Origin of the sequence: Sunxiuqinia rutila, assembly GCF_050589705.1 — a bacterium.
Lineage (GTDB): Bacteria > Bacteroidota > Bacteroidia > Bacteroidales > Prolixibacteraceae > Sunxiuqinia > Sunxiuqinia rutila.
The window spans coordinates 63,154-77,871 of record NZ_JBNGOT010000007.1; the positions used below are offsets into that span (position 1 = coordinate 63,154).

Annotated in this window: 12 protein-coding genes; 10 read left to right on the forward strand and 2 right to left on the reverse strand. The window is 40.9% G+C overall.

Annotated elements, in window-relative coordinates; genetic code table 11:
- Positions 1-89: 89 nt before the first annotated feature.
- Genes ACRD6K_RS10360 through ACRD6K_RS10370 form a run of 3 tightly spaced genes read left to right on the forward strand, consistent with a single transcriptional unit; the run spans position 90 to position 6,245 of the window.
- On the forward strand, positions 90-3,464 hold the full coding sequence (locus ACRD6K_RS10360; protein ID WP_430973205.1) for a SusC/RagA family TonB-linked outer membrane protein: 3,375 nt from the start codon (positions 90-92) through the stop codon (positions 3,462-3,464).
- 13 nt (positions 3,465-3,477) lie between these two features.
- A complete protein-coding gene (locus tag ACRD6K_RS10365; RefSeq protein ID WP_430973206.1) occupies positions 3,478-4,998 on the forward strand; it encodes a SusD/RagB family nutrient-binding outer membrane lipoprotein in 1,521 nt (506 codons plus the stop codon).
- Between the two features lie 11 nt (positions 4,999-5,009).
- Positions 5,010-6,245, forward strand: coding sequence for an alkaline phosphatase family protein (locus ACRD6K_RS10370; protein ID WP_430973207.1), 1,236 nt, complete (start codon positions 5,010-5,012; stop codon positions 6,243-6,245).
- Between the two features lie 260 nt (positions 6,246-6,505).
- On the opposite strand, the gene ACRD6K_RS10375 is transcribed toward ACRD6K_RS10370, so the two are convergent.
- Positions 6,506-7,147, reverse strand: a complete 642-nt coding sequence (locus ACRD6K_RS10375; protein WP_430973208.1) for an RNA polymerase sigma factor — start codon at positions 7,145-7,147, stop codon at positions 6,506-6,508.
- 135 nt (positions 7,148-7,282) lie between these two features.
- On the opposite strand from ACRD6K_RS10375, the gene ACRD6K_RS10380 reads away from it, so the two are divergent.
- Positions 7,283-7,540 (forward strand): hypothetical protein, encoded by a 258-nt coding sequence (locus ACRD6K_RS10380; protein ID WP_299580986.1) that lies wholly within the window; start codon positions 7,283-7,285, stop codon positions 7,538-7,540.
- 147 nt (positions 7,541-7,687) lie between these two features.
- Positions 7,688-9,136: a GDSL-type esterase/lipase family protein gene (locus ACRD6K_RS10385; protein WP_430973209.1), complete on the forward strand. Its 1,449-nt coding sequence runs from the start codon at positions 7,688-7,690 to the stop codon at positions 9,134-9,136.
- A gap of 22 nt (positions 9,137-9,158) precedes the next feature.
- Here the strand turns inward: ACRD6K_RS10385 and folB are convergent, their stop codons facing one another.
- Complete coding sequence (gene folB, locus ACRD6K_RS10390) at positions 9,159-9,509, reverse strand: dihydroneopterin aldolase (protein ID WP_299580980.1); 351 nt, start codon at positions 9,507-9,509, stop codon at positions 9,159-9,161.
- A gap of 228 nt (positions 9,510-9,737) precedes the next feature.
- Between folB and ACRD6K_RS10395 the strand changes: the two genes are divergently transcribed.
- The 5 genes from ACRD6K_RS10395 to ACRD6K_RS10415 all read left to right on the forward strand — a co-directional run bounded on the left by ACRD6K_RS10395 (position 9,738) and on the right by ACRD6K_RS10415 (position 14,599).
- A complete protein-coding gene (locus ACRD6K_RS10395) occupies positions 9,738-11,435 on the forward strand; it encodes a glutamine--tRNA ligase/YqeY domain fusion protein (protein WP_430973210.1) in 1,698 nt (565 codons plus the stop codon).
- A 160-nt stretch (positions 11,436-11,595) separates the two neighbouring features.
- On the forward strand, positions 11,596-11,994 hold the full coding sequence (locus tag ACRD6K_RS10400; protein WP_430973211.1) for a hypothetical protein: 399 nt from the start codon (positions 11,596-11,598) through the stop codon (positions 11,992-11,994).
- Positions 11,995-12,093: 99 nt separating this feature from the next.
- A complete protein-coding gene (locus ACRD6K_RS10405) occupies positions 12,094-12,795 on the forward strand; it encodes a LiaI-LiaF-like domain-containing protein (protein WP_299580971.1) in 702 nt (233 codons plus the stop codon).
- Between the two features lie 41 nt (positions 12,796-12,836).
- Entirely contained in the window at positions 12,837-13,853 is a 1,017-nt protein-coding gene (locus ACRD6K_RS10410) for a sensor histidine kinase (RefSeq protein ID WP_430973212.1), read from the forward strand.
- Complete coding sequence (locus ACRD6K_RS10415) at positions 13,850-14,599, forward strand: LytR/AlgR family response regulator transcription factor (RefSeq protein WP_430973213.1); 750 nt, start codon at positions 13,850-13,852, stop codon at positions 14,597-14,599. The genes ACRD6K_RS10410 and ACRD6K_RS10415 overlap by 4 nt, the downstream gene beginning before the upstream one ends.
- Positions 14,600-14,718: the final 119 nt, after the last annotated feature.

The window sequence follows — 14,718 nt, forward strand, 5'->3', positions numbered from 1 at the left end:
ACAAATAAGCCGGTCGATACTGGTATTATCGTCCGGCTTTTAATGAGATTCAAAATGTAAATTTTAAAATCTATTACTTATACAAATATATGATTAAAATAGATGCAAATGGCTTAAATAAGCGGTCACTATTAAGGAATAATATTCGCAGAATGAAATTGTTAATGGTCTGCCTTATTTTAGGGTTACAATTAGGTTACGGCGAAAACAGTTATTCGCAAACGGTAACAATATCCGTCAATGCCGCAGGGAAGACGGTAAAAAGTGTGTTAAAAGAAATCAGTCAGAAAACAGAGTTTGTTTTTATCTATCAAGATAATGCTCTGGATCTTAACCGGGAAGTTGAGGCTCAATTCGATCAGCAAGAGATAACGACTATTCTCGATGAGTTGTTTAAAAATTCAGAGAATGCTTATGTGATATCAGGAAGGCAAATCTATATTACCAAAAAAGCAAAAGCTACTCCGGAAACGAAATCTCAGTCTCCTAAGAGAGTTGTAACTGGTACTGTATCAGAGGAGGCAGGAGAGTCTCTGCCTGGAGTAACTGTTCTTGAGAAAGGTACTGTAAATGGTACCATTACTGATTTTGAGGGACGGTATACTCTTGAGGTTAATCCTGATGCTGTGCTTGTATTCTCGTTTGTTGGAATGACGACCAAGGAGGTGAATATTGGTGATTCGAATGGTGCTGTTGATGTGACGTTAAGTTCCAGCGAGATAGGCATCGATGAAGTGGTTGTAACGGCACTGGGAATAAAAAAAGAAACCAAAGCTTTAGGTTATGCTGTTCAAAAAGTTTCGGGCGATAATGTTAGCAAGGTAAAAGGTGTTGACTTTGCCACTAGTTTAACGGGAAAAATTGCCGGTTTAAACGTTGCTAATAGTACTGAATTCAATAGTGCTCCTACCATTTCATTGCGCGGAGAATCTCCTTTATTGGTTGTAGATGGAGTTCCATATAACAACCTTTCATTAAGAGATATTGCTGCCGATGACATTGAATCGATCGATGTTTTGAAGGGAGCAACAGCTTCTGCTCTTTATGGTGCGCGTGGAGGAAGTGGTGCGATCATGATTGTGACTAAGCGTGGCAAGGAAGAAGGTCTTCAGGTCGAGATCAATAGTAGTACCATGATTAATGCCGGTTATTTGCGTAAACCGGAAGTTCAAACATCATACAGTACCGGGCAGGGAGGTAAATACCTTGCAGGTAGTTATGTATGGGGAGATAAAATGGATATTGGTCGTGAAGCGGTACAATACAATCCATTTACTTATGAATGGGAAACACAGCCCTTGGTGGCTAAAGGAAAAAATAACCTGAAAAATTTCCAGGAGTTTAGTTCCATTGTCAATACTAATGTGAGTGTCACACAAAAGGGAAAATATGGAAGTTTTCGTACTTCTTTAACTCACGTTTATAACAAGGGACAATGGCCCAATGAAAAGCTTAATAAAATTACATATTCTGTAGGTGGGGATATGAAATTTGGAAAGTTTAAATCAGATGCCGGATTGACCTATAATAAACGGTTTTATCCGAATAAAGGAGGTACCGGCTATGGAGGCAATGGCTACTTGTACAATTTATTAATCTGGTCGGGTGTCGATTTTGATATTCGTGATTATAAGGATTATTGGTACAAAAAAGACGAGTTATCAAACTGGATGGATCGCTCCTGGTACGAAAACCCATACTACATAGCTCATGAAATTACATCGGGCAATGATTATGATATAGTTAATGGGTTTATCAATACTTCCTATGATATTGCGCCATGGCTGACTGCGACGCTTCGATCAGGTATGGATATGGGCGTTAGTAAATCGGAATATAAGACGCCTATCGGCGCGACAGCTGGTTGGGGTGGTCGAAAAGGATACTATAGTGTTTCCAGAAATAATAACTTCAGCATTAATAACGATCTGATACTAATGGGGGATTATACCTTTAATGATTTTAATGTTAATGGCTTGCTGGGCGGATCTATTTATTACCTAAAGAATGATGGACTGAGTTCAAATACGGAAGGTGGTATTATTGTTCCCGGTTATTATTCTTTGAATGCTTCTGTGGATCCAGCCCAAACCAGCAAATGGTATTCACAAAAGCAAGTTAATTCATTCTACGGAAAATTTTCTGCCTCTTGGAAAAGTGCTGTTTTCTTAGATGTTACCGGGCGTAATGACTGGTCTTCAACTTTGCCGGAATCAACCCGTTCGTATTTTTATCCTTCAGTGGCATCAAGTTTGGTTCTGTCAGAATTCATTACGATGCCTGAGTTTTTTGATTTTTGGAAACTTAGGGGCTCATGGACAATGACTAAGCAAGACATGAGTATTTATGCCATTAATCAGGTTTTCAACATCAGTACCGATGTGTGGAATAACATGACGGCAGCTTACGCCCCAACTTCGATAAAAGATGCGATTATTTCGCCAGCCACTTCTCGTTCCTATGAAATTGGAACAGCTGCTCATTTCTTAAATAATCGGTTGCGATTAGATGTAACCTACTATAACAAGCTCAACTATAATAATTCTCGTTCTGCAAGAATTAGTTCGACGACAGGCTATTACAATACTCTTATTAATATTGATGAAGAACAGGAGCGTAAAGGGTTCGAGGTAATTTTGTCCGGCGATATCATCAAAAGCAAAGAGCTAAACTGGAAGGCGACATTTAACTGGGCAAGAGATCGTTATTATTACGCGAATATCGATCCGGTTTATTCGACGCAAAAAGGTTGGGTTGCAAAAGGTAAACGTTGGGATTGGTTAAGTGCTTATGACTACCAAAGAGATCCTAATGGCAATATTATTCATGGAAATGATGGGATGCCATTAATTAACCAATATGAAAGTTTGCAAGGATATACTGCTCCTGACTGGATGTTTGGTTTGAGCACGCAAGTTTCGTACAAGAATTTGACACTTGATATAAGTGTTGACGGAAAAGTAGGAGGATTAGCTCATGCACAAATTGATCAGGCCATGTGGAACTCGGGTTCTCACATTGATAGTGATAATGATTATCGTTATGAGGAGGTGGTCAATGGAAATAAAACATTTATTGGAGAGGGAGTTAAAGTGGTCTCAGGAAGTGCCGAATGGGATGCCGATGGCAATATTATTCGGGATGATCGGGTATATGAACCGAACGATAAAGTGGTTTCTTATGAGACATATATGACTCGTACAAATCCTTATATTGGAACTGTTCGGACTCAAAATTTACTGGATAAAACCTTTGTTAAGTTGCGAAATATTGCCATTAGTTACGCTTTGCCACCAACTTTTTATGAAAAGTTGAATTTGAAGCAAGCATCAATTGGAGTAGTGGGGCAAAATCTATTGATGTGGACCCGCGATTTTAAATTTTCAGATCCTGATGTCGGCGTTGAGAATATCAATTCTCCATCCATTCGCTATGTTGGTTTTAATTTGAAACTTAATTTCTAATCTTTTTAAAACTATGAATTTAAATAAAATAATAATTGGGTTTGCAGCTTTAATCTTATTTGCCGCATGCAGTAAATTCGATGAGTTGAATACCAATAGCGATTCAGCTACGAAAGTAAACTCGAAACTTTTAGCTACCGGGGCTATTATGGGAATCATGAAACCGTCATCAGGTGCAGGTTTTGTAGATAGTCAATTTCTTCCCAAGTATTTGGCGTGGGGTGAAGGTTCGCGAGGAAATCAATATAACAACTTTGGAAGGGCGAGTTTTGATAGTTTTACGACATTGCGAAACTATCGACTTATGGCTGAACTGGCCGAAGAACGGGATCGTAATGCCTATGAGGCATTAGCTCTTTTCTTGGAAAGTTATTTGATTTACAATCAGACTATTGCCGTGGGCGATATTCCCTACTCCGAAATATTGAAAGGTAAAGAGAATTTGTTAACCCCTAAATACGATGCTCAGAAAGATATTTTTAAATCTTTGCTGACCAATTTGGATCGTTCTGTTGAGTTATTCGGTAACGCTTCAGATTTTGAAGGAGATCCTATTTTTGGAGGAAATGTCAATAAGTGGAGAAAGGTTGTTAATGCCTTTGAGTTAAGGGTACTTATCAATCTTTCCAAAAAAGAATCAGATCCTGATCTTAATGTAAAGCAAAAATTTGCACAAGTTTATCAACGTGGTCTTTTAATGGAAGGGAACGGAGATAATCTCCAACTGGTATTCTCAAGTAAATCAGGTCAGTTGTATCCTTTTAATATTGCCTATAATAAGCACTTTGACTATCCGATGCTTTCGAATACGTTGATGGATATTTTGCAAGAGAATAACGATTATAGGATGTTTTATTTTGCGTCTCCTTCAAAAGCTAAACTTGCGGAGGGGAAGGTAGAAAGTGATTTTGACGCTTATGTTGGAGTAGAGGTTTCGGATCCTATTGAGGATATTAGAGCTAAATATGTGTCTGGAGAATATTGTGGGTTTAATAAACGATTCATTTACTATGAGCCAGGCGAGCCTTATATTTTGATTGGTTATGCTGAGCAAAACTTTATTCTTGCTGAAGCTGCATTGCGTGGCTGGATTACAGAAGATGCTTCATTGTTTTATACAAAGGGAATACGAGCCCATTTTGATTTTCTTCGTGAATGGACTCCTGATGATGTCACTTATCATCATGGGCGAAAGATTACAGACGAAGTAATTGATGATTATTTGGTAAATCCTTCGGTTCAATTATCCGGAGAGTTTGAAGACAAACTGGAGATGCTTATGGAGCAAAAGTACGTAGCTTCATTCTTGCAACTCGCTTGGCAGTCGTATTATGATTACAGACGTACGGGATACCCGGTTTTACCAATAAATCCCGAAACGAATTTGAATTTTAAAGAGCCGTCTAAAATCCCGGTGCGTTGGTTGTATCCTCAGGTTGAATTTGATTATAATAAGGAACAGGTTCAGAAAGCACTAGATAGCCAATATGAAGGAGTTGATGAGGTGAATAAACTCATGTGGATATTAAAATAATGCGAAATTGAATGATGAGTATAAAAAAAGTGTTTTTGACAGTAGTCTTTGCTTGGATGGTATTTTTTACCATCCAGGCAAAAACTCGCAAAGTTGTTTATATTGTTCTTGATGGTATCCCAGCCGATTATGTGGAACGTGTTCGTCCCAAGACTGTATTTGATATTGCCGATAAAGGGGCTTATGCGCGAGGGTATACCGGCGGCGAAATAGGAGGATATTCGCAAACCCCAACTATCTCGGCTGTAGGATATACTAATATTCTAACCGGAACGTGGCTTAATAAGCATAATGTACCAGGCAATTCGAATTTGAAGCCTAACTATAATTATTGGAGTATTTTCCGAATAGCGAAAGAGCAACAACAGGATTTTAAGACGGCGCTTTTTTCCAGCTGGGTTGATAATCGAACCGTTCTTATTGGCGAAGGAAAAGAGGAAACGAATCAGCTTCAAATAGACTATGTATACGATGGCTATGAACTTGATAAAACGCGCTTCCCGGAGAAAAAAGACCATAAGCAGATTTTTGAAATTGACTCTGTTGTTTGCCAAAAAGCAGCAGCAAGTATTCGTCGCGATGCTCCGGATTTGAGTTGGGTTTATTTGTGGTATACCGATTCTGGTTTTCATCTTTATGGAGATGGAGCCTTTATGGATGACTATGTGAATAAAACAGATCAATTGATTGCTCAAATCTGGGAGGCTGTTCAATATCGTGAAAAAATGTTTGATGAAGATTGGCTGGTTATTGTTACCACTGATCATGGTCGTTCGGAAAGTGGACACGGCCATGGTGGGCAGTCGGAAAGAGAACGCTCTGTATGGATTTCAACCAATCAGAAAAAGGTTAATAACCATTTTGGTAGTGCTTCCCTGTCTTTAGTTGATATTTTACCTACAATTTGTCATTTTATGGATTTCGATGTGCCCCGTGATCTGGCCTTTGAGCAAGACGGAATTTCATTTTTGGGAAAGAACGATATTTCAGCTCTTAAGACCAGCCCCTATGATGATACTGTGGTTCTTAGCTGGAATAGCTCATCGACAAATAATAAGGCTATCATTTATATGGCTACTACTAACCATTTCAAAGAAGGTGGAGTTGAAGAATGGATAGAACTGGGGGAAGTTCCTGCTAAAGCAGGGGCTTTTACGGTAGACTTATCGCAATATCCGGCATCGAAATTTTACAAATTTGTGGTGAGCACACCACACAATGCGCTTAACCGCTGGTTAAGAAAATAAGCTGTAGGTCTTCCGTTGCATTCGTTCACAAGGAGTGAAATGCGAGGAGCTACAAATGATATTTACGGTATTGATTTCCTGATCCACTGAACATCAGCGGGTCAGGAAATTTTATTTTGCGGTCAAAGTTCCTCTTTCGATCTATTTGTTTGACTGTGTTTTAGGTGGATTTACTCGGCTGCGAGAATGTGAACTATTTACAGGATATAACTTTTCTGGTTCCGATTATCGGATGAAAATCTTCGATACCTCGTCCATGCCTAAGTTGAATGATTTGCTTTATAAAAAGCTTGTCGATTCATAAGGAGTAACAAGGTCAGATTCTTTTCCAGTGTTTCGCTATTGAAAAAAGATTGGTTGTTTTTGTCAAGTAATAATTTCCGTAGTTTGGCCAGCGCTCTTGAAGCCAGATTCATTGAGGATTGTTCGTTAATACCAAGAATCTCAGCAATTTCTCTGTGGGAAAGTTCTTGTATATACTTTAAATAGATAATTTGTCTCTGGTTTTCAGATAATTGATTGTAGCAATTGATTAACTTCTTGACTAATAGAAGTTCTTCATCATTATTTGTTCCGAAACTTTTCTCCAGCTCATCTTCTTCAATAATCAGATGAAACGGTATGTCTTTTTCAGAAAGATAAAGCTTGTTTTTTGTCAGCTTATCAATGATAATATTACGAATCGATTTTAGCAGATACGAACGAACACAAGGAGTAGATTTTATATTCTTACCTGAGTACAGCTTTACAAACAAATCCTGTATACAATCTTTTATGAAATCTGTGTCAGGATATAACTTCAATCCATAGTTTAGTAAGTGGTCATAGTATTTGGTATATATGACTTCAAGAATTTGTTTTTGCCCATTAACAAAAATGTTCCAATATTCGGAATCTTTCATTACTCGTATTAGCTAGGTATGTTTGACATCTGATCCAATTGAACTGTTTCTCTACGAATGTCAGTTTTGGAATAAGATGTCAATCGTCAATTTTTTTAAAGTCAGGCTTTAGTGATTTTTTAAAAAAGGTAATTCATGGTGATAAAAATACAGAAAACTTTTATCAATGGGGGTGTTTCTTTGGTGGAATTTGAATCAGAAATCAGAAACACGGATTACGGAGTTGAGTGGGGAAAACCTTATTCTATAACCATTTCAGTGATTCTATATTTCAATAAACGTTTGGCATTTGAGAGTTTGACAGTTGACTTTAGTTATGGCCAATATGGGGAGCCTAAGTTTATTTTCTACTCTCCGTTTTTTATGGGTTTTGTCTGGAGGCTCTTCCGCTAGGTCTTATACCGATGATACTCAGGGACAATTTCTAACTTTCTGTATTGGAAGGCGGAAAACCTACTTATTTGTTTGTAACTTCACAAAAGCGAAGGGTGTATCTTTCGTTTCCTGTTGTTGCAAAGCTTGAATCAAAAAAATGAAATCATGATACGAATCGTAGTCTTTTTCCTGCTGATTAGTTTATTGAGTGGCTGCCAGGCTGACAAGGAGGAAGCACCGACCGGAAAACCGACTGTTTATCTTATTGGTGATTCCACCGTGAAAAACGGACGGGGCGATGGGGCCGACGGACTGTGGGGCTGGGGCGAACCTTTTGCACACTATTTTGATACAACCAGAATCCGGATTGAGAATCATGCCTTGGGAGGAACCAGCAGCCGTACTTTCAGGACTCAGGGACGTTGGGCGGAAGTTTTGCGTAAGCTTCAAGCCGGCGATTATGTGTTGATTCAATTTGGGCACAACGATGCCGGTCCTGTTAATGATAACTTTCGTGCACGTGGCACTTTTGAAGGCATCAGCGATAAAATGGAAGAAATTGACAACCTGCTCACCGGCGAGCGTGAAGTGGTTCATACGTATGGCTGGTATTTGCGTCAGTATATTATTGAAGCGAAGGAGAAAGGAGCCATCCCTGTTGTTATATCACCTATACCTCGCAACAGATGGGTGAATGGAGAGGTACTGAGGGATAATGCAAGCTACAGCGAATGGGCCCGCGAAGTGGCTAACTTTGAAGAGGTCGAGTTTATTAACCTGAATAGACAAATGGCCGAGGCAATGGAAGTTATGGGTAAAGATTCAGTAACCGGCACTTTCTTTTTCAATCACGACCCAACGCATACTTCGGCCAAAGGAGCACTTTTAGCAGCAGCGCTGGTGGTGGAAGGTTTGAATGAAGCCTCAAGTTGCAAACTGAAAGATTACCTGCAGGAAAACCCAACACTTAACTTTCCGGTGAAACGCAATATTTTTCTTGTCACAAATACATCCGAGAGCACGACTGAACGAAAAGCCGTTGACTGGAGTCGGGAGCTTCCGGCTTATCTGGACACCAGTCGGCTAAATATTTTCACCCCAACAGCCATTGCCAACAATGGTTTGAGTTATTATTCGGAGAGGTTTTGGAATGAGCTGATGGAACAGATGAAGGAAGATGATTTCTTGCTGATCCAGCTTGGTCGCTCAAGTACAAAGAACAGCCCCAATGCACAAAGTTATTCTTACACCGAAGTTTTGAAGAAGCACCTTATAGAGGCAAAAGCCAAAGGTGTAGTGGTCATCCTTATTTCTCCGACTCCGGACAACAAGTGGTCGGGTGGAAAATTGGAAAGCGTAAGTGAAAGCAATTCCCTGTGGGCTCGTGATTTGGCTCAGTCCGGACAGGTTTTCTATATTGATTTAAACCACGTTATTACCTTGGAGTATGAGGCCATGGGGCCCCAAATAGCCCGGCAGTTTTTTACCAACGATCAGATTCATACCAATGCCGCTGGTGCCCGGTTAACTGCCTTGACACTAGCCAAAGAGCTTAAAAAACTTCAATCCTGCGCCCTTTCAGGCTATGTCAATTTCAACAGAGGTAAATTGTAAGCAGGATGATTTGCTGCAAATTTTAGCGGCTGATCGTCAGACTAACTTTTTCAATCTGCCCGCCCATGGGGGGATTCATCTTTGAGATTTTTACTTTGGCATGCTCAATTTGCGGGAAGGCATCGTAGAGGCGATCCACAATGCGGGTGGCTACATTTTCCAGCAAATCAGATGGAATGGCCATTTCCTCTTTAATCAGTTCATAGGCTCTCTGATAATTCAGGGCATCTTTCAGGCGGTCCGACTTGGCGGCTGCTTCGCAGTCAGTTTGAATGCTTACATTCAGGATAAACTTGTTGCCCACTTCTTTTTCAACCGGGTAATGCCCGTGATAGGCAAAAAACTCCAGTCCTTCCAAATCAATTTGTCCCATTTTTCGTGTGTTTTAAAGGGTAAACTTCCAGAGGACAAAATTAATTTTCTTTTTTAGAAATAGATTTTATTGGACTTAAAACCATTTGTGCAGAATCATTTTATATTTTTGTGGATTATTCAATCTTATGAATGGTCATTTTTAGATTTCGACCTGTTCATAAGCTGTTTTATAGACGATTCGGAAAGTAATAAATAGGTCCGTGACCGTAATTAATTGAAAACTTCTATGAGCGAAAAAACTCCTGAAAAAGAGCCGGTGGTTAAAAAGAATTTTATCCATCAAATTATTGAAGAAGAACTGAAAGAAGGGAAGAATGACGGAAGAGTGCATACGCGGTTTCCGCCTGAGCCCAATGGCTATTTGCATATCGGGCATGCGAAATCAATTTGTTTAAATTTTGGTACCGCTCAGAAGTTTAACGGGCTGACAAATCTTCGCTTTGATGATACCAATCCTTCCAAAGAAGAAACCGAATATGTGGATTCGATTAAGGAAGACGTACGTTGGCTGGGATTTGACTGGGGAGACCGTGAGTTTTATGCTTCCGATTACTTTGATAAACTGTTTGATTTTGCTGTTAAACTGATTCAGGAAGGTAAAGCCTATGTGGATGATCAGGATGCGGAAACCATCAGTAGCCAAAAAGGAACACCCACCCGTCCGGGAGTAGAGAGTCCATGCCGAAACCGTTCTGTAGAGGAGAATCTCGACTTGTTTATGAGGATGAAGGCTGGAGAATTTAAAGAAGGAGAGCACGTTTTGCGTGCCAAAATAGATATGGCTTCGCCGAATATGCACATGCGCGACCCGATTATCTACCGGGTGATGCATGCGCCACACCACCGCACTGGCACAAAATGGTGCATTTACCCGATGTATGATTTTGCTCACGGGCAAAGCGACTATTGGGAAGGCATTACGCATTCGGTTTGTACCCTGGAGTTTGAAGTACACCGCCCGCTTTACAACTGGTTTATCGATCAGCTGAAAGACGGCGAATACCGTCCGCGCCAAATTGAGTTTGCCCGCTTAAACCTGACTTACACGGTGATGAGTAAGCGCAAACTGCTGGAACTGGTGAAGGATAAGCATGTGAATGGCTGGGATGACCCACGGATGCCTACCATTTCGGGCTTGCGTCGTCGGGGATATACGCCGGAGTCGATCCGGAATTTTGCCGAGCGCATCGGTGTAACCAAAGTTGATGGTATCATTGATGTCGCCTTGCTGGAACACAGTGTTCGCGAAGATCTGAATAAAAAAGCACAGCGGGTAATGGGAGTTTTGAACCCCTTGAAAGTGGTGATTACCAATTATCCGGAAGGACAGGTTGAAGAGATGGAAGCGATCAACAATCCGGAGAATCCGGATGCAGGTACACGCAGTGTTCCGTTTACCAAGGAGATTTACATTGAGCGCGATGACTTTATGGAAGAACCACCACGTAAGTTTTTCCGTTTGGCGCCTGGTCGTGAAGTTCGTCTGCGCTACGCCTACTACATCACCTGCAACGATGTGATCAAAGATGAAAATGGTGAAATTACCGAGTTGCACTGTACGTATGATCCTGAAACCAAAGGTGGCAATTCGCCTGATGGCCGTAAAGTAAAAGCTACGTTGCACTGGGTGTCGGCTACTGAAAACGTTGAAGCAGAGGTACGTTTGTACGACCGCTTGTTTTTGGACGAAGAGCCGGATGGACATAAAGACCGCGACTTCAAGGAATTTATGAACCCGGATTCACTGACGGTGCTGAATACGTGCTACATCGAGCCATTTGTTAAGCAAGCCAAAGCCTTGGATTCGTTCCAGTTTGAGCGGCTGGGGTATTTCAACGTAGACCTGGATAGCACTGACCAGAAACTGGTATTCAACCGGACTGCGCAATTGCGCGACAACTGGTCAAAAATTAAAGGAAAATAATTTTAGAAGATCGATAGAAAAGGGCGGGACAGATGATGTCTCGCCTTTTTTGTGAGTTTATCCTACTTCTTACCGATGAATCACTTCCATTAACCGATCAGCTTTTCAGCAGACAGCTTGGAATTCTTAGTTTTATCCTGGAAATTAAAGGTAGCTGGTTATGGAAAATAATTCTTACAGACAAGAACGAAAGTGTAGTAAAGAACGCAAGTCCGACGGATCATTTCTAGGCACAGTTTTAATCATTGTTGGGGTTCTTTGGATTTTGAAAGAATTTGGTTGGCATATTGGATTGCCGGGCTGGCATGCGGTTCGGGAGGGAATGTCAAACTTCTTCAACATTTTTCATGCCGGAGCAGTGAGTATTACCTGGCCGGTAATTCTGTTGATTGTTGGTGTTTTGCTGCTTGCAGGCCGCCGATTGGTTGGAGCCTTACTGCTTGTGCTGGCTGTTCTGTTCGTGTTGCCACACGTCATTATTCCGGGAATACTGACCATTGTTTTCTTCCCGATCATTTTAGTGGTGGTCGGAATTATTCTGATCAGTAAAATTCTTTAGCGGGTTTGTTAACCGCATGCGGGCGAGCGTATTGAAGCAAGGTGAGTTTAGGTGAAGAATTTAACTATTTTAGAGGTGGGATTTTTGATATGAAAGATTATGGAGAATAAGAAGAACAAAGGGTTTTATTTTGGAGTTGTACTGATTGCCATTGGGGCATTTATGATACTTGAACGTATTGGTCTGATTCCATGGAGTGTTCTTGATGTGTTGATTTCCTGGCAAATGTTGCTGGTGGGTATTGGAATAATCTCGTGGATTGGAGGTAACCGTACCGGAGGATTAATCCTGATGGTTATTGGTGGCTTTTTTATGTTGCCCGAATTCATTGAGGTACCTCAGAAACTGCGACGTTTGTACTGGCCAATGATTTTGGTGGCAGCCGGTGTACTCCTTCTGATGCGTCAAAACAGTTCAAAGGGCAGATTGGAGGAGGGTACAGGCGACCGGGATTTTGATCAGTTTGATGACTTTGTCATTTTTGGTGGCCGCGAAATATTTATCAATTCCCAAAACCTAAAAGGCGGTCGGGCCACTTCCATTTTTGGCGGTATCGATTATGATTTACGGCAATCTCGGCTGGCTCCGCAAGGCGCTTTTATCGATTCATTGGCCATTTTTGGCGGTTGCAGCATTAAGGTTCCGTTGGACTGGAATGTTCGGAATGAAGTGACCACCATGTTTGGCGCTTTTACCGATAAGCGGGGCGATACCTTTCAGCACCGTCAATACGATCCTTCCAAGACACTGGTTATTCGGGGATTTACGATTTTTGGAGGCTTTGAAGTCAAGCATGTATAAATCTTCGCATGAGGCATCCTTTTATCAATAACAAAAGATTAATGCTCTATTATGGAGTGTTTTGGCTGACCATTGGCCTGGTCAACATCGTGGTTCAAAACCTTTGGTTTGGCACCGATCTGACAACAGCCTTTTTGTCGGCTTTTCCCTTTTTTGCTTTGTACCCGATTTTAGGGGCTAGTATTTGGTTCATTATCAAATACAACAGTTTAGAGGAGAAGGATTTGTATTGGGTGTTGCTTTATCATCTTATTACGGGAAGTTTGCTCAATGCCATCTGGTTGTACCTCGGCTTTATTTTCATCAAATTGGTTGATGAAAGCTACCTTCAGATTTTATACGATTCCCTGCCCAATAAGATTTTCTCGGGCTACGTGATGTACACCATTTATGTCATGTTTTTCTATACGATAAACTATTATCAAAGTCTGAAAGAAAAGATACAGAAAGAAGCCGAGCTGAAGGCCTTGATTCGGGAAGCTGAACTCAACGCACTAAAATCGCAGATTAATCCGCACTTTCTCTTCAATAGTCTCAATTCCATCGCTTCCTTAACGCTCAGTGCTCCGGAAAAAGCGCAGGAAATGGTGATCAACTTGTCGCGGTTTATGCGGTACTCTCTGCAGCACGATCAGGATGAGGCCGTCTCGCTGGCTGATGAGCTGGAAAACATCAAGCTTTACCTGAGTATTGAGAAAGTACGTTTTGGAAAAAAGCTAAACCCGGTTTTTGACATTGAAGAAGGTTGTCATCGATGCAAGATTCCGAACATGATTTTGCAACCTTTATTTGAAAATGCGATAAAATATGGTGTTTATGAGGCAACAAGCCCGGTGAGTATTACCACCACCTGTCGCATAAAAGAAAAGCACATTCTGATCTGCATTGAGAATGATTATGATCCGGAAGCGATTAGAAACAGGGGAGAGGGCATTGGTTTGCAGAACATCAGGCAACGGCTGAGTTTGATTTACGGATCGGCTGATTTGCTGAAACTGACAGATAATAAAACAAGTTTTAAAGTTGAATTATTATTACCAAAGACAATACCGGCATGAAACAGACATTGAAAGCATTAATCATCGAAGATGAGGAACTTGCCCGCAATCTGCTTAAAAGTTACCTGAAAGATCATCCAAGCCTGGAGCTGATTGGCGAATGTGAAAATGGTTTTGAAGGGGTTCAGAAAATTAATGAGCTGAAACCCGATGTGGTGTTTCTGGACATCCAAATGCCCAAAATTACGGGGTTTGAGATGTTGGAGTTGTTGGATCATAAACCAGAGATTATTTTCACAACAGCCTACGACCAATATGCAATTAAGGCTTTTGACTACAATGCCCAGGATTATTTGTTGAAACCCTTTTCGAAAGAACGTCTGCTAAAAGCCATTGATAAAGTGCAGGAACGTATTGATAAGGGTGAACGTTCGACCAACAGGCTGGAGCAGCTAAGCACTTATGCCGTAGAGGAGTACCTTGACCGCATTGTGGTAAAAGACCGGCATAAGATCAATATTATTCCTGTTGATCAGGTTCGTTACATTGAGTCGCTGGATGATTATGTGCTGATTTACACCCAGGATGGCCGCCACATGAAGCAGAAAACCATGAAATATTTCGAGTCGAATCTGAATCCCCGGGATTTTATTCGCATTCACCGTTCATACATTGTGCACATCGAAGATATGGCCGAGATTCAGCAGTATGAAAAGGAATCTTATGTGGTTATTCTGAAAGATAAAACGAAGTTGAAGGTGAGTAAAACCGGGTATAAAAGAATTAAAGAAAGCCTGCACTTTTAACTTCAGCAACAACCCTGAAGGATTGACAACAACCCCAAGAGAAGGAGGCGGTATGAAAAGGACTGATGCTGCTCTTCAACTTTTTGGGGGACACAAGCATCGAAACTGGGGCAAAAGTA